We start from the raw sequence: 20,443 nt of genomic DNA on the forward strand, positions 1-20,443 counted from the left end.
CAACAGCGGCTGGCCGAACCGCCCCGAGCCGGCCTGCATCGGCCGGGGATGGGCGCCGCGGGCCGGCGCTGGCACGGCCCGGAGCGCCCGCCTGTCGGCGGGCAGCAAAGAACTGCTAGCTTAGCCGGGGTCGCCGCGCCGGCATTCTTAACGCTGGCGTAACTCCCGGCGCCGGTGGCCGTGCCGTTCTTTGCTCCCCATTTCTTCCCCTTTCTCCCTTTTGCCCTTTTGCCATGACCATGACCAAACGCTGGCCCGCCGCCGCCCTGCTGCTCACGCTGCCCGCGGCCCTGAACCTGACCGCCTGCGACGACGATTCTGCCAAGACAACCACCGACACCGGCCTGCCCACGCAGGTGTCGTCGCTGCGCTTTATCGGCGAGAAGCTCGTGCCGTACCAGCAGACCTACAACAACACCACGCTGGGCGGCTTCTCGGGCATCGACTACCGCGCCGACAACAACTCGTACTACCTGATGTGCGACGACCCCTCGGCCCTGCAGCCCACCCGCTACTACACGGCCACGCTGAACTTCAACCAGAGCAGCTTCGCGGACGTGACGTTTACCGGCGTGACCACCCTGAAGCGCCCCGACGGCACGCCCTTCCCCAGCGCCGCCACCGATCCGGCCAACACCCTCGACCCGGAGGGCATCCGCTACGACGCGGCCACCAGCCGCCTCATCTGGTCGAGCGAGGGCGTGCGCAACGTGGCCGCCACGCCGGCCGTGCTCATTCAGCCCTACCTGCGCGAGGCCAACCTCGACGGCTCGCATGTGGCCGAGTTTCCGCTGCCGCCGCTGTTCCGCATCCAGGCCACCGACAACGGCACCCGCTCCAACGGCTCGTTTGAGGGCATGAGCATCAGCCCCGGCGGCAAGTACATCTTCACCGCCTCCGAGGAGCCGCTCTACGAAGACGGCCCCCGCGCCGCCGCGGGCCTGGCCGGCGCCACCATTCGCCTGCTGCGCTACGACAAGGCTACCCGCCAGCTGGCCGGGCAGTATGCCTACAAGCTCGACGCGGTGCACGCCGCCCCGGTGCCCAGCACGCAGTTTCAGCTCAACGGCGTGGTGGAAGTGCTGGCCCTGTCGGAAACCAAGCTGCTGGCCATGGAGCGCTCCTTCGCCGTGGGCGCCACGCCCGACTACAAGGTGCGCATCTACGAAATCGACCTGGCGGCGGCTACCGACGTGGCCGGCCTGACGGCCCTGACCGGCACCAACTACACGCCCGTGACCAAGCGCCTGGTGCTCGACCTGGGCACCATTGGCCTGACCCGTGTCGACAACCTGGAGGGCATGACCTTCGGGCCCAAGCTCGCCAACGGCAATTACTCGCTGATCATGGTGTCGGACAACAACTTCGGCGCCACCCAGATTTCGCAGTTCCTGGCCTTCGAGGTGATGCCCTAGCCCCCCGGCCCCAAACGCAAACGGAGCGGCTGCCCTGCCTGGGCGGCCGCTCCGTTTGCGTTTGGGGCCGGGGCCCTGCCGGGGCATTTCACCGATGCTGATGCCCGTTGCCGGGGAATAGCCGGCGTTGAGCCGAGCGGGCCGCGCCCGAGTGGTTATGCGGCCCGCAGAGCGGGCAGCGGGCCAACCGCATAGCCAAGCTGCCCCCTCGCCCCGCTAGTTGGCGGCTACGCGTTGGGTGGCGGGCTTGGGGCGGGCCGGGGTGGCCTGCGCCGGGGCGGGCAGGCGCTGGGTTAGCGCCTGAACCTGGCGGGAGAGCTGCTCCAGCTGGCGCTGCTGCTCCTTCAGCGCTTCGAGCAGCACGGGGGTGAGCAGGGCGTAGTTGACGGCCTTGTAGCCCTGGGCGTCGGTGCTGACCAGCTCGGGAAACACCCGCTCGACCTCCTGGGCCAGCAGGCCCACCTGCTCGGCGCCGGCCACGCCGCCGTGCTCCACGCCCAGCGCGTTCCAGCGGTAGCGCACCCCGCGCAGCTGCTGCACGGCGGCCAGGGCCCCGGCCAGCGGCCGCACGTCCTGCTTGAAGCGCGCGTCAGAGGGCGACACGTTGGTGCCGCGGATGGTGCCGGCCACGTCCAGGGTGTAGCCCGCGTTGAGGGTGTTGATGCCCACGTAGCCGTTGGCCTGGTTCCAGCTCATCACGCCCACGGCGCCGGCGCCGTTCAGGCGTTCCAGGATCAGCCGGTCGGCGGCCTGCCCGGCTTCGCTGCCGCCGGTGTTGTGGCGCAGGTTCCAGCCGTAGGCGGTGTTGTCTTCGCGCCACTGCAGGGCGCCTGCGCTTACTTCGTCGTTGCTGTTGGAGTGCAGCAGCAGGGTGGGCGACTCCACGCCGGCCTGCTCCACCACGCCGGCGGCGCTGATGCGGATGCCGTTGCTGCCGCCGTTGCCCACCAGCTGGAAGGTGCCCAGGTTGAAGTTGCCCCCGGCCGCGGTAATGGGCTGCCACTTGCCGTTGCCCACGCCGTCGGAGGTGAGCACCCGGCCCGCGGCCTGGGTGCCGTCGACGATGCGGATGGCGGCGTTGGCGTTGATGTAGCCGGGGTGGCCGGCCAGGCCCACCCAGCGCAGGGGCTGGCCGGGGCGGCCCGCCGTGAAGATGCCGGCCCAGCCGTCGGCGCGGTAGGCGTTGCCCCACACGGCGTAGTCGATATCCTGGCCGTAGGGGCCGGTGCCGTAGCCCGAGAGCATGGTGCGGGAGTAGTGCCGGCCGTAGTAGCTGCGCGTCATCAGGGCCACGCTTTTGCTGGGCACCGTCGACTGCACCAGCACCTGGGCCGTGGAGTCGCCCAGGGGCGCAGTGGCCTGGGCCGACAGGGACTTGTTGTTCAGGTCGAAGGTCTGGGTGGCGCGGTGGTTGCCGAGGTTGTCGCCGGATTTGGCTTTGTCGGGGATAAACAGCCAGGTGCTGCCGTAGGCGTACCAGAAGCCCCGGCGGCCGTCGGTCTGGAACACCATCAGCCCGTCGGGCGGGCTGCTGATGCCGGCGCGGCTGGCCGAGTCCATGCGCGGAATCAGCAGGCCCTTGCCGGTGGCCTGGATGTCGAGGGCGGCGTCGGCGTCGGGCGAGGTGGTGCCGATGCCGACGGAGCCGACGGGCGTCTGGGCCAGGGCGGGGGGGGCGCTCAGCAAGCCGGCGAGCAATATGTAAGCGTGTTTCATAAGCTGGCGGGATAGGCGGCGGCGCAAAGCTAAGATCTTACCCCGGATGTGGGTAAAGGTGCTGACCGTCAGTGTAAAAAAGCTGGGGCCGGAGTGGGCGCGGGCACCTTTCGGGCTGGGATGATACCAAAACGCCCGGCTTCCGCCGGGCGGGCAGCCGGGCGCCGGCTGGTAGTTGCAACAGGGACAAAGCGGCGAGGGACGGGCAAGCGGGTGGCCTCCCTCCTCCGGCCCCTGCCTCGCCTGAGGCGCGACATGAAGAGGAGCGGGGGAGTGGTTGGTATCTGGCGGCCGGGCTGCGGCCGGGCGGCGCGGGCTGCTGGGAAGCCAGCCCGGCAAACAATGGCTTGCCCCGACACAATTCAGCGCCGCCACTCAGGCTCAACTTTCGCTTTTGAGGATGTTGTCCCAGTTCTGCTGAATGAATCGTACCGCCTTTCTGGTGCGCGGCACGCTGTCCCGCTCCAGGTATTGCGCTAGCACCCGGTTCATCTCGGCGACGGGTGCCGGGGCCAGCAAGCGAGGCGGATTCAGGCGGAACCGTCGGTACTGGTCGGGGTTGAGGCAGGCGGTGCTGCAATTCACCACGGCATCCAGGGCAATCAGGCTGAGCGGCCGACCCAAACGGAGCCAGCGTTGCACCCGTTCCCAGCTGATGCCGACGAGGGCCACCGTCATGCCGTAGCCGTCGGATACGGTATGGATACGGCTGCGCTGGTTTTCCAGCCAGTCCAACGGCCCGTTGCCGGAGAAGGGAGACAGGCAGTGAATGCGCTGCATCAACGATTTTTCGCTTAGCTGGCTCAGGGAGCCCAGCATGATGGCTTCGCCCTCGGCAACGGGAAAACAGCGGGCCAGGGCCGGGGCAAAAACGCCGATATCCGCCTGCGGGTAGTGCGCCAGCCGGTGCTTTACCCAGTGGTAAGCGCGCGGCCCCAGGGCTTCGGCGGCTATTTCCAGGCACTGGCCCAGCCGGTAAGGATAAACCGCAATGCGCTCATCCAATACTTGCTGCACTTCCCAGGGCTCGAACTCCGCCAGCAGTGCACTGACTTCCCGGGGAGGCCCCGGGCTGACCAACGCGTACTGCACCAGGCGCCGCACGTCACCGCGCAACTGGGGCAGGCTCGGCAAAGCTAAAAGCGCATCCGACTCTGCTTCGGTAAGCGCGGGGTACGCCTCGCCTTCGTCGTCAAAGTAGTCATCGGGCCACTCGTAGACGGGGCCGTGCACCGCCGACAAATTGAAGAACTCCAGGGGGCGCAATGCCCGCCCAAGGAAGCGCTGATGGCAGGCGTGACAGAGGCGGTAAGGAATAGGGGCTGCCTGGGAGTACACGCTGACCTCGATAGGCTGCGTGCGGCAGGATTCGCAGGGCTCGGGCATAAACAAGGATAAGCTTGGCCCAAAGGTAGCCGCCGCCAATCCGGCTTGCTGGCGTAGCAGGGCGGGGCTGGGAGGCGGGGCAGCGGCGGTGGTAGCCGCAGCGGACTGGGCGCCTGGCCGGTGTCTGGCCGCGCTGGGCGGAGGTCCCGGATGGCTGTTCGGTGGTGGGGGCCGTATGACTGCCTGGCTTGGGCCGGCCGTCGGAATGCATCCGGGGGCCGGTGCCTGGGCGTCACATTACGTTGCTTGCTTATGCACCTGCACCACATTCGCCGCGGCACCGGCCGGCCGCTGCTGCTCATTCACGGCATCGGCAGCAGCTGGCGGGGCTGGCAGACCATCCTGGATGCGCTGGCCGCCCAGCGCGAGGTTATTGCCATCGACCTGCCCGGCCACGGCCAGACGCCCGCGCTGCCGGGCGAAAACTCCATCTATACCCTGGCCGATGCCCTCGTGCAGTGGCTGCGGGAGCAGAACCTGGTGGGCGTCGACTGCGTGGGCTCGTCGATGGGGGCGCGGCTGGTGCTGGAGCTGGCGCGCCGGGGCGTGCTGGGCGCGGCCGTGGCCCTGGACCCCGGCGGCTTCTGGGAAAACTGGGAAAAGCCGCTGTTCTACTACAGCGGGGCCGCGGCGGTGCGGCTTATTCGGGGGCTGCAGCCGCTGATGCCCGCCATTACCGGCAGTGCCCTGGGCCGCACGCTGCTGCTGGCGCAGTACTCGGTGCGGCCCTGGCGGGTGCCCGCCCACGCGGCCCTCGACGAGATGCGCACCTACGCCCGCACCACCAACTTCGACGAGCTGCTCTGGCAGCTGGCTTACGGCAAAAAGCAGGAAGGCGCCCCGCGCGGCAGCATCCGGCACCCGCTGGTCATTGGCTGGGGCCGGCAGGACCGGGTGTGCCTGCCCCGACAGGCCGCCCGGGCCGCCGCGGCCTTCCCCGATGCGGCGCTGTATTGGCTGGACCGCTGCGGCCACTTCCCGCAGTGGGACCAGCCCGCCGAAACCGTGCAGCTGATTTTGTCCGTGACCGGGCGGGAGCAGGTTGCTGCCCTGGCCCGGTCCGATGGCTTCGATGCCGCCCGGTAGCCTGGGTTTTCGTGTAGTCGGCCCAGCCCTCCGCAGTAACGCCCCCGGCCGGTAGGTCGGGGGCGTTGTTTGGTTTAGGGGGCGGCGGAGGCCGCTTGGGGTAGCGGGCAGCCAGCTGAGACAGTCAGGGCTTGGTAAACCCGCTCAGATAAGCCCTAACACGCGTTGCCGGCTTGTCACAAAACATGCTGTCACAATTTTATTTTGTGACAGCATGTTTTGTGACAAGCTTTACCTTCCTTCTCCGGCCATGAAAGCAACTACCTATCCTAGTGCAAGCCGCACGGTGCGCGCGTATTTCGGGCTCAAGCAAAACGAGCTGGCCGGCTACCTCGACGTGTCCCGCGCCTTGCTGGCCGGAGCCGAAATCGGCCGCCGCGAGCTGCCTACCGCCGCGCTGTTGCGGCTGGCCGTGCTGGCCCAGGCTATTACGCCCGCGCCGCCGCCGGCCGCGCCCGCCGCTACCGCCTCCGCTGCGGCCGGGCTGCTGCCCGTGACGCTGTTTCCGGCCCTGCGCCCCTTGGCGGCCCGCCGGGCGGACTGCCTGCTCGAAGCCGACCGCCTGCGCCACGCGGCGGCGCCGCTGCGGCGCCAGGCCGAGCAGGCCCGCCGCCTCCGCGCGCTCTTGCCGGCCCTGGAAGCCGCCCTGGCTCCGCTGCCCGCCGACGAGCGGCCGCGCCGCTGGCTGGCCGTGCTCACCGCCTCCACGGCCCACACCCTCGGCCCCGCCGCCGACGTGCCCCGCGCCCGCCTGGCCGCCCGCGAAGCCGGCCTGCGGGCCGAAGCGGAATGGATTGGGACTTATTTTGAGAATATGTCAGAAAATAGCGTCCCGTTTTGAGAAGTTATTGATAATAATAAGAGCTGCTGCTACTATTAATGCCGTTGGGCGATACACGTATAACTCCTCATCCTTCCTTCTCGCATGGCTTATTCCGTTAACCAGCTTTCCTCCCGCGCCCAGTGCGACGCCGTGCTGGCCCTCATTGCCGAAGAACGCGCCAACCTCGACCTGCAGCAGCGCATTCTCGACAAGCGCCGCGGCAACCTCAGCGACGACGTCACCGACCTCGGTGCCGAGCTGACCGTCAAGCAGGCCGAGCTAACCTCCCTCACCACGCTGCTCGGCACCCTGCCCGACGGCGACACCAAAGCCGACTACGAGCGCCGCAAGCGCGCCCTGAGCCGGCGCATCACCGAGCTGCAGGACCGGCAGCTGGAGTTCAACCCCGTTTCCCTCATCGACCGCGAATTCGACGTGGCCCGCCTCAACGCCTCCCTGGCCGAAGCCGACGCCCTCGAAGCCGCCGTGCTGGCCCGCAAAGCCGCCCTGTAGCCCGGTTCTCGCCCAACCCGTTCGCTACAAGCACCAACGCCCCCGGCCAGTAGGTCGGGGACGTTGTTTTTTAAGGCTGGCAGCGCGGGCCGAAGGAGTGACCAGGGCCTCAACGGCGGTGACAGGAGGTTCAACGCGCGTGACCTGAACCCGACGCGGGGTGACATGGGCTTCCGCGGCCGCGTCAGGAGGGTGGGGGCGCCTCACGGGACCCCCACGGGGCGCGGCTCCCTCTCCGAAGACGAGAGGGGGAGGGGTTACTGCGGCGCTTCCGGTAGAAGCGTCCAAGTCACAGTTTCTGAGCCGCGACTGAATTGAGCAGTAGCCAATACGCTTAAGGTGGAGAGGCTGGCAAGCTTGGCCTGTATAAGCGGTTTAAGTTCTTTGTGCCGGGGGCGGTCTTCCGGTAGTGCTGGGTGCATTTCGGCTGTGGCGCGTCCTTCCTGGCAAGCAGTGCAGTAGCGCAGCCAGATGGCCCAGTCTTCCATTTCCAGCTGAAAGGCTTCTTCATCAAGGGGCGTTAGCCGGTAGCGGGAAGGCTCGTCGTAGGGCTCGTAGCCGGTTTGGCAGCGGTAATGGTGAGGCTTGCCTTGGTAGTCGGCTACGCCTTCGCGTGGGCCGTCGTACCAGTCGGTCATGGTGTAGACCTTATCGGGATAAGTAGTAGACATAGTGGGAAGATACCCTCTAAGCATCTGCGGCCGGGCGGCGCGGGCTGCTGGGGAGGCGGGAGCATGGGGGTAGCGGGTGGGGCTGGGCTGACGCTGGGGCGGCAGGGAGGCGCAGCTATAGCAGGGTGGCCAGCGGGACACTGGTGGGTACTCTACCCAACCCGGTTAGGGCAGAAGAACTCCCGTGAGTGGAGGAGCAGTAGGATCTTAAACGGTGCTTTTAGGCTGCATAATTACCTGATTGTAGGTATTGTAACTGCTCCGCCACTGGAAGTAACTTTGTTACTTCCACAAGTATGGGCTGGTATAACGCTGCTGGTCTTAGGCCTTGCCGGATGCTTTTCTCTTCGTCCCTGCTTCCTACCGCATGCAACGACCTTTACGTACTACGCGCCACCTGCTTGCCTGTCTGTTCTTGTTGCTGGCTTGGCCAGCTGCCGCTCAAAACTGGGACCAAGCTGTATCCTTAGCTACCGAACGCAATAACGGCTCGGCTTACCCGTACTTCTCCAAGCATGATGCCGCCGGTAATACCTATGTAGCGGGTATTGTTACGGGCACGGTCAGCTTCGGTAGTACCACCTTTACCAGCGCCGGTAAAAACGACGTGTTTCTGGCCAAGCTTGATGCCAACGGCAATTGGCTGTGGGTTAGAAACGCCGGTGGCTCCGAGGAAGACCGTCCTACTGCACTCACGGTAGATGCCAGTGGCAACGTATATGTTACGGGCTTTAGCCAGAGCGTTACGGCCGCCTTCGGCACGGTCACCCTTGCCAATGCTTCTCCGGGAGCTTCCCCGGGAACTAACGATGACGTGTTTGTGGCCAAGCTCGATGCCGGCGGCAACTGGCAGTGGGTGCAGGGGGTAGGCGGCGCGCGGCAGGATAGCCCCACCAGCGTAGCAGTGGATGCCAGCGGCAACGTATATGTAAGCGGCTACTTCAGCAGCCCCACCCTTGCCTTTGGGGCCACTACCCTTACCAACCCCGGCGCCAATAGCTGGGAGACATTCGTGGCCAAACTCGATGCCGGCGGCAACTGGCTGTGGGCCCAACGCTTCGGAGGCACGAACAGCGACGCCGTGCGGACCATGTCCCTGGATGCCAGCGGCAACCTGTATCTGGCGGGGTATTTCTCCAGTAGCACGGTGTCCTACGGGGCCACGGATGTGCTTACGAACGCTGGCTCCCAGGACGTTTTTGTGCTCAAGATCAATACCGCTGGAACTCTGGTATGGGCCCGTCGAGGCGGTGGTACCGCAACGGACAATGTGAGGGCCCTGGCAGTGGACGCGAACGGTAACGTATACCTGGCCGGTGATTTTCAGACCACGACGGTATTGGGTTCCACTACGCTTACCAGCGCGGGCAGCTACGATGTGTTTGTGGCCAAGCTGACGGCGGCAGGTGCCTGGAGCTGGGCTGTGCGGGGCGGTAGCTCGCAAGATGACTTTGCTGCCGCCTTAGCCGTCGATGGCAGCGGCAATGTGTACATCACGGGTAGCTTCCAGGGGCCAAGCGCTGGATTTGGCAGTTCTACCCTCGCTAATCCTTCTACCAGCGGCTACGCTGCGGAAGCATACGTGGCCAAGCTCAGCACGGCCGGCGCCTGGACCTGGGCCGTGCGGGCCGGTGGCACCGCCACCGAAACCCCTATAGCCCTGGTGTTGGATGGCAGCGCGAACGTGTATGTAACTGGCAAGTTCCAGAGCGCTACGGCAACGTTTGGCAGTACCACGCTTGCCAATGCGTACACCGAAACCGCCTACAGCGGCTCTTACGGCGACGTGTACATTGCCAAGCTCAGCACGGCTGGGGCCTGGAGCTGGGCCGTGCGCGGCGGAAGCAAATACGATGATTATGCCACGGCGCTGTCATTAACGTCCAGCGGCAACGTAATTGCCCTGGGGCAAATCAGCGCGGGCGGAAGTTTTGGCTCAACCACGCTGACCAACGGCTCCATCTATGTCACGGCCCTGAGCAGTACAGGGGCCTGGCAGTGGGCCAAAAGCGAGCAGCGCGGCACGGGAAACAAAGTCGTGCGGCAGGCAGCGGTGGATGCCAGTGGCAACCGCTACGTCGTAGGGTACTTTACCGGCACCATCACCCTGGGCAGTACCACGCTTTCCAACCCTGACCCCACGGACTGGACGTACGACGCCTTTGTGGCCAAGATGGATGCGGCCGGCAACTGGCTGTGGGCCCAGCGCATAGGGGGCACCGGCTCTGAGCTGCCGACCAACGTCGTCTTGGACGCCAACGGAAACGTGTACGTGGCGGGAATATTCACCAGCAGTTCGATGGTTGTTGGCACCACCACGCTGACGAGCAGCGGCAACAGCCAATCGTTGTTTGTAGCTAAGCTGGATGCCAGCGGCTCCTGGACCTGGGCCCAACGCGCGCTGCTCAACTTCAATGACACGAACGTAAACCTGAAGGTAGACGCTGGTGGCAATGCCTACCTATCGGGCGCTTTTACCAGCAACGGGGCCACTTTCGGCACCACTAACCTGACAAATGCGACTTTCACCAGCGGCAGCGGCAATGGCGTAGAAGACCTGTTCATTGCCAAGCTGGATGCAGCGGGGGCCTGGGCCTGGGCCAAGCGGGCCGGCGGTACGGGCCGAGACTTTCCCATGGGCCTGGAGCTGGACGCGAACGGCAACGCGTACGTGGCGGGGCACGGCAGCAGCAGCACGGCCACTTTCGGCACCGTGGTGCTCACCAACACCGACGCCACGAGTGGAACGTATGAGGTGTTTGTGGCCAAAATCGACGCGGCTGGGACGTGGAGCTGGGCCCAGCAGGCAGCCGGCTCGTCTACCGACGAACTACAGGTGCTGACATCGGATGGTAGCGGCAACCTGTACGTAAGCGGTGCCTTTTACAGCCCTACGCTTGCCTTTGGGAGTACCGTGCTTACCAGAGGAACCGGAGCCGACTTATTTGTGGCTAAAATTAATGCGGCCGGCGGCTGGGACTGGGCGCGAGCTGCCGGTGGGACGGGCACGCGAACCTCTACGGCCCTGGCTGTGGATGGGAGCAGCAATGTGTATCTGGCCGGCTATTTCCAGAGCCGCACCGCTACTTTCGGCACAACTTCCATTACCAACGCGGGCTTCACCGACGACGTCTTCGTGGCCAAGCTTACGGCCGCCGGCAGCTGGGCCTGGGCCCAGCAGGGAGGCGGCACCGCGGAGGACCGGCCCAGCGCGCTGGCCGCGGACAACAACGGCCAGGTGTACGTGACGGGTTGGTTTAAGGGCGCGACGGCCACCTTCGGTGCTACCCTGACCAATGCCAGCACCCAATACGGCGGCAACAACCAGGATGTGTTTGTCGCGCGGATGGATGCCGGTGCCGGGACTTGGCAAGGAGGGCTGCGGGGCGGCGGCGTGGGGGATGACGTCCCCGTGAGTCTGCTCCTGGATGTCGCTGACCGGCTCACCGTCGTTGTGTCAGCCCGAAGCACCGCGCCCACCTTTGGCAGCACGCGGCTGGAGGGCGGCGGGCCTTATTACCTGAACACCATTGTTGGGCGCATTTCCCCGGCCTCGCTGCTGCCCGTTAGCCTCACAGACTTTACGGCGGAGGTGGTGCCGGGCAGCCGCGCCGTGCAGTTGCGCTGGGCCACGGCCCAGGAGCAAAACAACGCGGGCTTTACCGTGGAGCGCAGCACCGATGGACGCACGTTTACGGGCCTCGGGTTCGTGGCCGGGGCGGGCACCAGCACTTCCGCTCATACGTACGCGCTGCGCGACGAGCACCTGCCGGCCGGCTCGCCCTTGCTCTATTACCGGCTGGTGCAGCGCGACCAGGACGGCGCCACCACGATTTCGCCGGTGCGCACGGTGGCCCTGACCAGTGCCGCCGACTTTCAGGTGTACCCCACGGTGGCGGCCGGCGACCAGGTGCGCTATGCGTATACGGGCCTGCTGCCGGCCGGCGCCGCCACGCTGGAGGTGCTGACCCTAAGCGGGCAACGGGTGCGCACGGCGCCGGCCGGCCCACGCGGGGAGGTTAGCCTGGCGGCGTTGCCCGCTGGCTGGTACGTGCTGCGCCTCCACGCGGGCCGCATCCACCGCACGGCGCGGTTCTTCCGCCAGTAGCCCTGATGATCTACGCGCTACCGGAGCCTCCTTCACCAGAAGGCCTCAGCGGGGCGGCGTCAGTTTCCACAGCTGCTAGTGCCGCTTACCCCTCGTCCTCGTCATCCGACACAGTAGCCGTGGCTACCACCGGCGGCATGGATTCCACGGCCAGCTCGTTCAGCAGCTCGCGGGCGGGCAGCACGCCGGGCACGTCGGTGATGGTGAGAGGCGGGAGTGGGTAGTTCCGTTGTTATTTGCGGTATGCAGCACTTACAGCCCGGCGAATATTTCGGGGAGCATCACGCGACCCTGCGGCTGGTGGGCGGCTTGGTGACGGATACCGAGTACACCCACGCCCGCGTTGACTGGCACTACCACGAAAACGCCTATTTCACCTTTGTACTGGAAGGACAACTGCTGGAAGCCAGCCGGAAGGCTCAGCTGCAGTGTACGCCGGGGACGCTGCTGTTTCATCACTGGCAGGAGCCGCACTACAACGTGCGCGAGACGGCGCAGGCGCGGGGGATGCACTTGGAGCTGGAGCCGACGTGGTTTGCGCGCCACCAGCTGGAGGCCGGGACCCTGGCCGGCAGCTACCACCTGACGCACTCGCGGCTGCCGGCGCTGTTTCGGGCCATTCACCGCGAACTGCACCTGGCCGATGCCGCCAGCCGGCTCACCGTGGAGGGCCTGCTGCTACAGGTGTTTGGGCAGCTGCTGCGCGCCGAGGGGCGGCCCGAGCGCGGCGTGCCGGCCTGGGTGGCCACGGTGCGGGCGCTGCTGCACGACGAGCCGCCCGCGACGCTGACGCTGGAGCGCTTGGCAGCGGAGGCGGACGTGCACCCGGTGCACCTGTCGCGGGAGTTTGCGCGCTACTTCGCCGCCTCGTTTGGCGACTACCTGCGGCAGCAGAAGGTGGAGCAGGCCAAGCCGCTGCTGCGGCGCCCGGAGCTGCCGCTGGCCGACATTGCCTACCAGTGCGGCTTTGCCGACCAGAGCCACTTCGGCCGCTGCTTCCGGCAGCTGACGGGGCTGACGCCGGGGGAGTATCGGCGCCGGGGGTAGGTGCGCGGGTTGAGCAAAGGTTCTAGGCAAAATAGAACGTCCTGCTGAGCCCCGCGAAGCGTCTCTACCGCTTCGTTGGGCTCGGCCCGCTCGTCATTCCGAGCGAAGCCGAGGAATCTCACGTGCTGATGTCGGGTAGTGATTCTACTATCTGGCGAAGCGGTAGAGATGCTTCGCGGGGCTCAGCAGGACGGCCAAGCGAAGTGTGACGGCCCGATGGGTTGATTCCTTAAGGGCGTTCCAGCAGGTTAAGCGGGTGCTATCAGAGTGAAAAAGGGGCGGCTACTTTTGGGCTGTCGTCCGCGCCTGGCCCCGTTGGTTTGGGCAGAGGGGCGACTGTTAGCACCTGTTTTATGGGTTTTCTTCGTTGGGGCGGACTGGCCGCTCTCACTCTGTTTGTATCGACCGCGCAAGCCCAGACGCCGGCTCCAACTACCGCGCCCGCCGACGGCTGGACCCTGAGCGCCCCGGCCGCCGAGGGCCTGGCGGCGGCGCGGCTGCTCAGCCTCGATAGCGCCATTCGGGCGGGCGTCTTTCCGCACATCAGCAGCGTGGTAGTGGCCCGGCACGGCAAGCTGGCGTACGAGCAGTACTACCACGGCGCCAGCGCCGCCACCCTGCACGACACCCGCTCGGCCACCAAAACCATTACCGGCATGCTGGTGGGCTTGGCCATCGAGCACCGCTACCTGCCCGGCGTGCAGCAGCCCGTGCTGCGCTACTTCCGCGACAAAAAGCGCCTAGCCAACCCCGACCCGCGCAAGGACCGGCTGACGGTGGAAGACCTGCTGACCATGAGCTCCATCCTGGAGTGCGACGACGAAAACCAGTTTTCCCGCGGCAACGAGGAGCGCATGTACCTGGTGGAAGACTGGCACCGCTTCGCGCTGGAGCTGCCGGTGCGCGGCTTCGCGGCCTGGGTGACCAAGCCGGCCGATGCACCGTACGGGCGCAGCTTCAGCTACTGCACGGCGGGCGTCACGCTACTGGGCGGGCTGCTGGAGCGGGCCACCCACCAGAAAGTTGACGCCTTTGCCGCGCAGTACCTGTTCGGGCCGCTGGGCATCGGGGCGGTGGAATGGCAGTACACGCCGCTGGGCACGGCCCAGACCGGCGGCGGCCTGCAGCTGCGCAGCCGCGACTTTCTGAAGCTGGGGCAGCTCTACCTCAACCAGGGCCAGTGGAACGGGCGGCAGTTGCTGCCGGCGGAGTGGGTGCGGGCATCCCTCGCGCCCCACGCCAGCGTCGGGCGCGACGGGCTGGAGTACGGCTACCTGTGGTGGCTGCAGAACTACGGCTCGGCCCAGCAGCCCATTCCCGCCGCGCTGATGATGGGCAACGGGGGCAACAAAATCGGCTTGTTTCCGACGCTGGATATGGTGGTGGTCATCACCAGCACCGGCTACGGCTCGGGCAAGGCGCACCAGCAGTCGGATACGATGCTGCGGCGGTACTTGGTGCCGGCGGCGCAGTAGCGGCGGGCTTCTTCGCTCCAGGTGCTACCCAATACCTGCTGGTGGTACCCGGAGCAGTACTGCCGCGAAGTGGCGGGCTGAGACGACCGCGCCCGGCTTCCGCTGGGTGGGAAGTCGGGCGCTGGTGTCCGGAGGAACAAGTAAGGGTGTGGAGCGGGCGCGTGCTGGGGCGCGGCGGCCTAGGGCTGCTGCGGGCGCGTGGCGGGGGGCGGGGCCGCGGTGCGGGCGGGGGGCTGATCGTAACGCAGCTGCTGGCCGTCCCACCACAGGTACTGGGTGGGGGCGGCCGGGTCGGCGTCGCTGTGCATGAGGCGGCGCATGCGTGGGTCGAAGTCCCGGGTCAGCAGCTCGGGAGCCAGCGGGGCTTCTCTGGCGTCGCGGCGCAGGCCGGTGGCGGTCCAGTGCAGCGGGGCCTGGGAGTGGCCCTGCTGGTTTTCGCGCACGTAGAAGCCGGTTTCGGTGACGCGCTCCACGAACACGCCCCGGGTGTCGCCGGTGGGGGTGACGGTGATAGTGGCTTCCTGCGGGTTGGCAAGCAGGGCGGTAAAGTCGGCGGGGAAGGCTACGAAGGCAGTGCCGTCGCGCAGCTCGGCCCGGCCCCGGGCCGCTACGTCGGCGGTGAGGGCCGAGGGGGCGTAGGTGGCGGCGCGGGTGCCGTCGGGGCGCTCGGCCAGCTGGGTGAGGGGCTGGTTGGTCACGGCCGGGCCGTCGACGTAGAGGCTGTACCGCTCGCCCCGGGCGTGCAGGCCGTAGACCTGCCCGCGCACCCAGCCGCCCATCACCCCGCCTTCCAGCCCCAGCCCGATGTGGGTACTGGCCGGGGCGGCGCGGCCAGTGGTGGTGCCGGTCGTTTGGGCCATCCCGAAGCCGTAGAAGGAGTAGTCCAATTGGTTGTTCTGGGCGTAATAGCCCACGCTGCCCATGGCTATGCCGCCATCGTCGCCGAAGAGGCCGCCGGTGCGGGTGTCGACGCCGGGGCTGCTGCCCACCACGCCGAAGCTGTACGTGCCCGGCCGGCTGAAGCTGCCGATGACGCCCGCCCGCGGGCCGCTGTCTGCCAGGGTGCGGAAGCCGGTGCCGGGGCTGATGCTGTTGTTGGCGCCCCGCACCCCGGCCGTGTTCGGTCCGCCGGAGGTGGCGTTGTTTTCGCCCTGCACGGCGGCAAACTGGGTGGTGTTGTTGCCCTGGATGGTGCCGTACACGCCGGAGCCGTTGAAGGAGCTGTAGCCGTTCAGGGCAAAGGGAAAGGTGGCGTTGCTGACCACGTTGAACAGGTCGCCCGTGCGGACGGTGCTGGTGGTGCCCCAGAAAAACTCGCCCAGGCTGCTCATGCGCCCCCGCACCGCGTTGCCCGTCAGCAAATCGACGTGGTTGTTGCTGGTAGTGCCCAGCTGGCCGGTGCCGGTGAGGCTGTTGCCGGTGGTGCGCCAGCTGGTGGTGCCCAGGCTGGCCACGGTGGCGTTGGTAGCGTCGAGGTTGGCTTCGGTGACGAGGCGCTGCCACTGGGGAGCGGCCGGCGTGCCGGCGTTGTAGTAGTAGCCCACCCCGTCGCTCAGGGCGACGTTGGTGTTGTACACGAGCAGGCTGGCGGCGGGGCTGCCGATGGTGCTGGCGTCGGTGAGGGAGCTGAGGGCCACGCGCGGCACGAGCAGGCCCTTATCGGGGGCCTTCACCTCCAGGGCGGCAGAGGCGTCGGGGCTGGCGCCGGTGCCGATGCCGACGGATTGCGCGTGCAGCAGCGGGCTACAGGCTAGCACGCCGCCGGCCAGGAGTAGGAGTGTTTTCATGCTGGGGCAATAGGTGGGGGAGGTGGCAACCCGAGGGGCAAGTGGCAAAAGGTTTTTGAAAAATAGCACTATCGCGTTGGATTCGCCTCGGGGTAGAAAGCAAAGCGCCCGGCTTCCGCACATCGGGAAGCCGGGCGCCGGCGTAGTTGCAATAGGGTCGAAGCGGATAGGGACGGGCAACGGGGCGCTGGTGGGCGCCTCACCCCCCGGCCCCCTCTCCAAAAAAGGAGAGGGGGAGCCTGACGACTTGGGGAGGGGGCAGCTTGGAGTAGGGTTAGACGGTGGGGGCGGCGGGGTTGGGGGCATTTTCTTTGCGGGCGGCGGTGTTGATGGTTTGGCGGGCCGACTGGTAGGCGGTGTGGAACTGGGGATGATTGCGCTGGAAGCGGACCATGAACTTGTCGGCGCGGTTGCGGAGCAGGGCGTTGGCCTGGCGCAGGTCGGCGGCGAGGGACTGGGTGTGGGCTTTGCCGGTGGCGGCAGCTACGCGCGGGGTGGCCAGCTCGTCCTTGAAGGCCTTGAGGGCGGCGGCCAGCTCATCCAGCTCGGCGGCGGTGACGTCCTGGTCTTGGAGCTGGGGCAGCAGGATGGTGGCGCGCTCGTGGATGTTCTTGGCGATGCGCAGCAGGTCGTTGTCGGTGGAGCGGCTGAGCTGGCTTTCGGAGTAGTCGCTGTCGGTTTGGAGGTTGAGGTTGAGGTTGTCGGTGTCGTCGGCGTGGGCGTAGAGGGCGGCGGCCACTTCGGCGGCGCGCTGGGCCAGGTGCCGCTTGGTTTGCTTCTTGACGGCGCCGGGGGTAGCCGTGCGGGCGGCGCCCTGCTGGTTATCGGCGGTGGGGTCGAGTTCGGCCACCAGGTCGCGGAGCTGCTGGCGGGCCTTGCCGAAGGCGGCGTTGCCGGTGTAGAGGTCGGCGTACTCGTCGAGTACCCGCAGGGTGGCTTGCATCATTTGCAGCTTGGCCCGTTGCTTGTCCGTCATAGTGATTGGGTTGTAAGGGTTTGTTTGCGAGAAATATAGGCTACGGTCGAGGTGTTGGTAGCCGGCGGGAGCGGAATATTCTGCCAAGGCCGCTGCCGGGCTTGTCATGCGTGCTGCCGACCTTGTAATGGCTTCGGTCAGGCTTGCAATGCCCGCTGTCGACCTTGTAATGGCCGCTGTCAGCCTGGTACTGGCGTCGGTCGGGGATGTAATGGCCTCTGTCGACCTGGTAATGCGTAGTGGCGGGCGCGTTACTCGTTCTGGCGGGCTTGTTATTGGTTTTGGGCGGGGCGCCTTACCCCCCGGCCCCCTACCCCGCTTCAGGCGCGACATGAAATGGCGGGAGGGGCTGCCAGAGTCTATGGACAGGGCGTGGCTGCGGCCGGGCGGGACGGGTGCTGAGGAGACCGGGCAACGGGCTTACTTGCGGGGGAGGGTGTCCAGGAAGGTCAGCAGGCCGGTGAGGGCGCAGGGCGCGAAGTACTTTTTGCCCGTGGCGGGGTCTTCGGTGCCGCCGGACACGATGCCCACGACCTGGCCCTGCTCGTCGACCACGGGGGCGCCGCTCAGGCCGCCGAGCTGCTCGGGTACGAGCACGTCTTTCAGCAGGAGGCGGTTGTCGATGGTTTTGTAGTACTCGAACTCGTACACCCGCTGGGGGCCGCTGGCCTGGTGGCGCGTCCAGCCCACTACGTACAGCTTCTCGCCGGGGCGCAGGGGAGTGGTACGGGCCTGCAGGGCCCGCACGCCCGAGTGATTGGCCTTGAGGGAGAAAACCAGCCAGTCGTTGTCGTAGGTGGCTTTGGCCTGCAACGACTCGGCGGGGTTCTCGTTGAGCAGCTGGTCGGTAACGGCGCTACGGGCCGGCTCGGGGAGCGGAAACAACGACCAGGACCGGAGCGCGCTGCCGAAGGCGAGGGTTTTCATGTCCTTGGGCTTGATGAACTTCAGCAGGTGCTTGGCCGTCACGGCGAAGGTGTCGCCGTGGTGCTGGAGCAGGAAGCCGCAGGCAAACCGGGCCTGATCGAGCTGGGCATCGGCGAACGTAATCCGGTTGGCCAGGGCTATCGGGGGGAAGGTTTTGGAGGAAACGCGTTCCTGCCCCCGGCACGCGGTGGTGAGCAGCAGCAAACAGATCAGCCAGCGAAGTTTCATGTGCGGTGTCGCCCGGGTAATGGGGGCGGGTCAAACTACGTATTCTGGCGCAAGGAGCCTGCGGCCCCCGGCCTCCTCTTGGGGGAGAGGGGAGGGATTTGGTATCTGGCGGCGGAGCTGCGGCTTCTGCGCTATCGGCCTGGCCGTTTTTGCAGGCGTTCCTAGGGGCGGTCCGGGGCGGGCTGCTGGGGAGGTGGGGCAGCTTGAGTAGCTTCCTAAGCGGATTCCTTGTTGCTCAAGGGCGGCAGCCGCGGCTACCACCGGCGGCCTAGATTCCACGGCCGGCTCGTTCATCAGCTGGCGGGCGGGCAGCACGCCGGGCACGTCGGTGATGGTGACGAGGTGCCGACACCGCGCATCAATCAGGACAAGGCGCGTACTTTGTGCGAAACCCTGCTAACCACCATGTCCGAAATCGAAGCCACGCCCCATGTGCCGCGCTTGACGTACCTGCGCATCCGCAACTACCGCGCCCTGCGCGACGTGGAGCTGCGCGACCTGACGCCGCTGACGGTGCTGGTGGGGCCTAACGGCAGCGGCAAGTCGACGGTGCTGGATGCGCTGGCGTTTCTGGCGGAGGCAGTATCGGGGAATCTGCAGCAGGCCTGGGAGAAGCGGAACCGCTTCGCGGGGATGCGGACGCGGGGGAGTGAGGGTGCTATTGAGTTTGAGGTAAGGGCTTCGATTACAGGCGATGTTGCTGTAAAGTATGAGTTGAGTATTAGCGAATCAGAAGGCGAGGTGTTCGTATCACACGAAGCATTCTACATCGTAGGAGGAATAACGAAGAGGTTATTTTACTCTTCAACAGAGGCGGCCTTAAAAAGGGCTTCAAAAGAGAAAATAGAGAGGAATGCATACTACAGTGAGGTATTTGAGGACATGCGGGTCATTCCTGCTGCAAATCCTTATCTGTTTTATTCTCCGCTGTTTGATGGAGGGAGTAAGCTGCGTTTTCATTATGAAATAAACTTTACTAACCTGCTGACCTCCTACCGCTATATCCACCTAACCGATAGCCACGCAGTAGGCCAAACAGAGCAAGGGCCGCGGGAGCGGCTTTCCCCGAGTGGCGACAACCTGCCCAACGTGCTCTACTATTTGCAGCAAAAGCATCCCGAGGTGCTGCAGGGCATCATCGGGGAGCTGCGGCGGCAGGTGCCGGCGCTGGCGGAGGTGCTGACGGAAGTAACTTCGGACGAGCGGCTGCTGCTGCGCTTCCGAGATGCGCCGTTTGAGAAGCCGCTGCCGGCGCAGTACATGTCGGATGGCACCTTGCGGCTCACGGCGCTGCTCACGCTGCTGCGGGAGCCCGAGGCGGCGGGGCTGCTGGGGCTGGAGGAGCCGGAAAACGAGCTGCACCCGCGCCTGCTGCCCCGGCTGGCGGAGGAACTGAGTCGGGCTACCGAGATGCGGCAGCTGCTGGTGGCCACGCATTCGCCAGCGCTGCTGGATGCCTTGGAGCCGGCGCAGGTCTGGATTCTGCATCGGGGCGCCGACGGCTATACCCAGGCCACGCGGGTAGCCGACCTGCCCGACGTCGTGGCTATGGTGGAAGAAGGCTCCCCGCTGGGCTACCTCTGGGAGCGTAATTTCTTTGACGTGGGCGACCCGCTGGCCCCGCTTTCCCAGCAGCCAATCCGGGAGTAATATGCGGGTCGAGTTTCTGTTGGAGGAGGAATCGGCGGAGGAGGCCCTACGCATCTTGCTGCCCCGGCTGCTACCGGCGCATTATACGCCCAAGCTGCGGGTGTTCCGGGGCTGTCAGGATTTGCTCAAGCAGCTGACGACCGTGCTCAAGGGCTACAAGCGGCGCCTGGAGCAGCCGGGGCAGCAGGACTTGCGCGTGGTGGTGCTGGTGGACGCTGATGACATAGCTGAGCGCCGGCGGCAGGAGCTAGAGCAGGCGGCTACGGAGGCGGGGCTGCTAACGTACGCGCAGGCGGCCGGCCAGCGGCCGTTCTACGTGGTGAATACTCTGGCCGTGCAGGAGCTGGAAGCCTGGTTTTTGGGTGACCCGCTGGCTATTCAGACGGCCTACCCCCGGGTGCGGCCCCAGCATTTCGGCGGCTTGCCCGACAACCCCGATACCGTGGCGGAAGCTTGGGAAGCGCTGCTGCGGGTGTTGCAAAAGGCCGATCCGAAAGCAACCAAGGCGAAGGTACGTTGGGCTGAAACCATTGCCCCGCACCTGGATATCGAGCGGAACAGTTCGCCCAGCTTTCAATACTTCCGGCAGTGTCTGGCAAGTCTGGAATAGATGGATGGCTTATGTGATGGTCATG

The 20,443-nt window shown here is 66.2% G+C and carries 15 protein-coding genes; 9 read left to right on the top strand and 6 right to left on the bottom strand.

Features of this window, described 5'->3' with window-relative positions:
* Positions 1-233 precede the first annotated feature (233 nt).
* Entirely contained in the window at positions 234-1,415 is a 1,182-nt protein-coding gene (locus tag DLM85_RS09840) for an esterase-like activity of phytase family protein (RefSeq protein ID WP_111477931.1), read from the top strand.
* Between the two features lie 216 nt (positions 1,416-1,631).
* Here DLM85_RS09840 and DLM85_RS09845 read toward each other — a convergent pair whose 3' ends face one another.
* The gene (locus DLM85_RS09845) at positions 1,632-3,131 is read right to left on the bottom strand and encodes a tail fiber domain-containing protein (protein ID WP_111477932.1); all 1,500 of its coding nucleotides are present in this window, start codon (positions 3,129-3,131) and stop codon (positions 1,632-1,634) included.
* A 381-nt stretch (positions 3,132-3,512) separates the two neighbouring features.
* Positions 3,513-4,517, bottom strand: coding sequence for a hypothetical protein (locus tag DLM85_RS09850; RefSeq protein ID WP_133256997.1), 1,005 nt, complete (start codon positions 4,515-4,517; stop codon positions 3,513-3,515).
* 252 nt (positions 4,518-4,769) lie between these two features.
* On the opposite strand from DLM85_RS09850, the gene DLM85_RS09855 reads away from it, so the two are divergent.
* The 3 genes from DLM85_RS09855 (at position 4,770) to DLM85_RS09870 (ending at position 6,939) form a co-directional block, all read left to right on the top strand.
* Positions 4,770-5,603 (top strand): alpha/beta fold hydrolase, encoded by an 834-nt coding sequence (locus tag DLM85_RS09855; protein ID WP_111477934.1) that lies wholly within the window; start codon positions 4,770-4,772, stop codon positions 5,601-5,603.
* Positions 5,604-5,853: 250 nt separating this feature from the next.
* The gene (locus DLM85_RS25440; protein ID WP_165822081.1) at positions 5,854-6,444 is read left to right on the top strand and encodes a hypothetical protein; all 591 of its coding nucleotides are present in this window, start codon (positions 5,854-5,856) and stop codon (positions 6,442-6,444) included.
* A gap of 84 nt (positions 6,445-6,528) precedes the next feature.
* The gene (locus DLM85_RS09870) at positions 6,529-6,939 is read left to right on the top strand and encodes a hypothetical protein (protein WP_111477937.1); all 411 of its coding nucleotides are present in this window, start codon (positions 6,529-6,531) and stop codon (positions 6,937-6,939) included.
* Between the two features lie 257 nt (positions 6,940-7,196).
* Here DLM85_RS09870 and DLM85_RS09875 read toward each other — a convergent pair whose 3' ends face one another.
* On the bottom strand, positions 7,197-7,610 hold the full coding sequence (locus tag DLM85_RS09875; protein WP_111477938.1) for a hypothetical protein: 414 nt from the start codon (positions 7,608-7,610) through the stop codon (positions 7,197-7,199).
* Positions 7,611-8,430: 820 nt separating this feature from the next.
* On the opposite strand from DLM85_RS09875, the gene DLM85_RS09880 reads away from it, so the two are divergent.
* From DLM85_RS09880 to DLM85_RS09890, 3 genes are all read left to right on the top strand, one after another.
* Positions 8,431-11,718 (top strand): beta strand repeat-containing protein, encoded by a 3,288-nt coding sequence (locus tag DLM85_RS09880; protein ID WP_165822082.1) that lies wholly within the window; start codon positions 8,431-8,433, stop codon positions 11,716-11,718.
* Positions 11,719-11,961: 243 nt separating this feature from the next.
* The gene (locus tag DLM85_RS09885) at positions 11,962-12,765 is read left to right on the top strand and encodes a helix-turn-helix transcriptional regulator (RefSeq protein ID WP_111477940.1); all 804 of its coding nucleotides are present in this window, start codon (positions 11,962-11,964) and stop codon (positions 12,763-12,765) included.
* 353 nt (positions 12,766-13,118) lie between these two features.
* Positions 13,119-14,240 carry a serine hydrolase domain-containing protein gene (locus DLM85_RS09890; RefSeq protein ID WP_111477941.1) on the top strand — a complete coding sequence of 374 codons (1,122 nt, stop codon included), beginning with the start codon at positions 13,119-13,121 and terminating at the stop codon, positions 14,238-14,240.
* Between the two features lie 179 nt (positions 14,241-14,419).
* Here DLM85_RS09890 and DLM85_RS09895 read toward each other — a convergent pair whose 3' ends face one another.
* From DLM85_RS09895 to DLM85_RS09905, 3 genes are all read right to left on the bottom strand, one after another.
* Positions 14,420-16,027, bottom strand: a complete 1,608-nt coding sequence (locus DLM85_RS09895) for a hypothetical protein (protein ID WP_111477942.1) — start codon at positions 16,025-16,027, stop codon at positions 14,420-14,422.
* Positions 16,028-16,301: 274 nt separating this feature from the next.
* Positions 16,302-17,003, bottom strand: a complete 702-nt coding sequence (locus tag DLM85_RS09900; RefSeq protein WP_111477943.1) for a hypothetical protein — start codon at positions 17,001-17,003, stop codon at positions 16,302-16,304.
* Between the two features lie 420 nt (positions 17,004-17,423).
* Positions 17,424-18,158, bottom strand: a complete 735-nt coding sequence (locus tag DLM85_RS09905; RefSeq protein ID WP_111477944.1) for a trypsin-like serine protease — start codon at positions 18,156-18,158, stop codon at positions 17,424-17,426.
* Positions 18,159-18,563: 405 nt separating this feature from the next.
* Between DLM85_RS09905 and DLM85_RS09910 the strand changes: the two genes are divergently transcribed.
* Complete coding sequence (locus DLM85_RS09910; RefSeq protein WP_165822083.1) at positions 18,564-19,808, top strand: AAA family ATPase; 1,245 nt, start codon at positions 18,564-18,566, stop codon at positions 19,806-19,808.
* Position 19,809: 1 nt separating this feature from the next.
* The gene (locus DLM85_RS09915; RefSeq protein WP_111477946.1) at positions 19,810-20,418 is read left to right on the top strand and encodes a DUF4276 family protein; all 609 of its coding nucleotides are present in this window, start codon (positions 19,810-19,812) and stop codon (positions 20,416-20,418) included.
* Positions 20,419-20,443 lie beyond the last annotated feature (25 nt).

The sequence above is a fragment of the Hymenobacter edaphi genome (assembly GCF_003258365.1).
Lineage (GTDB): Bacteria > Bacteroidota > Bacteroidia > Cytophagales > Hymenobacteraceae > Solirubrum > Solirubrum edaphi.

Excerpts from the sequence above, each read along its gene's own strand:
- DLM85_RS09840 (WP_111477931.1), top strand. The coding sequence starts at position 234 with ATGACCATGACCAAACGCTGGCCCGCCGCCGCCCTGCTGCTCACGCTG.
- DLM85_RS09845 (WP_111477932.1), bottom strand. The coding sequence starts at position 3,131 with ATGAAACACGCTTACATATTGCTCGCCGGCTTGCTGAGCGCCCCCCCC.
- DLM85_RS09850 (WP_133256997.1), bottom strand. The coding sequence starts at position 4,517 with ATGCCCGAGCCCTGCGAATCCTGCCGCACGCAGCCTATCGAGGTCAGC.
- DLM85_RS09855 (WP_111477934.1), top strand. The coding sequence starts at position 4,770 with ATGCACCTGCACCACATTCGCCGCGGCACCGGCCGGCCGCTGCTGCTC.
- DLM85_RS25440 (WP_165822081.1), top strand. The coding sequence starts at position 5,854 with ATGAAAGCAACTACCTATCCTAGTGCAAGCCGCACGGTGCGCGCGTAT.
- DLM85_RS09870 (WP_111477937.1), top strand. The coding sequence starts at position 6,529 with ATGGCTTATTCCGTTAACCAGCTTTCCTCCCGCGCCCAGTGCGACGCC.
- DLM85_RS09875 (WP_111477938.1), bottom strand. The coding sequence starts at position 7,610 with ATGTCTACTACTTATCCCGATAAGGTCTACACCATGACCGACTGGTAC.
- DLM85_RS09885 (WP_111477940.1), top strand. The coding sequence starts at position 11,962 with ATGCAGCACTTACAGCCCGGCGAATATTTCGGGGAGCATCACGCGACC.
- DLM85_RS09890 (WP_111477941.1), top strand. The coding sequence starts at position 13,119 with ATGGGTTTTCTTCGTTGGGGCGGACTGGCCGCTCTCACTCTGTTTGTA.
- DLM85_RS09895 (WP_111477942.1), bottom strand. The coding sequence starts at position 16,027 with ATGAAAACACTCCTACTCCTGGCCGGCGGCGTGCTAGCCTGTAGCCCG.
- DLM85_RS09900 (WP_111477943.1), bottom strand. The coding sequence starts at position 17,003 with ATGACGGACAAGCAACGGGCCAAGCTGCAAATGATGCAAGCCACCCTG.
- DLM85_RS09905 (WP_111477944.1), bottom strand. The coding sequence starts at position 18,158 with ATGAAACTTCGCTGGCTGATCTGTTTGCTGCTGCTCACCACCGCGTGC.
- DLM85_RS09910 (WP_165822083.1), top strand. The coding sequence starts at position 18,564 with ATGTCCGAAATCGAAGCCACGCCCCATGTGCCGCGCTTGACGTACCTG.
- DLM85_RS09915 (WP_111477946.1), top strand. The coding sequence starts at position 19,810 with ATGCGGGTCGAGTTTCTGTTGGAGGAGGAATCGGCGGAGGAGGCCCTA.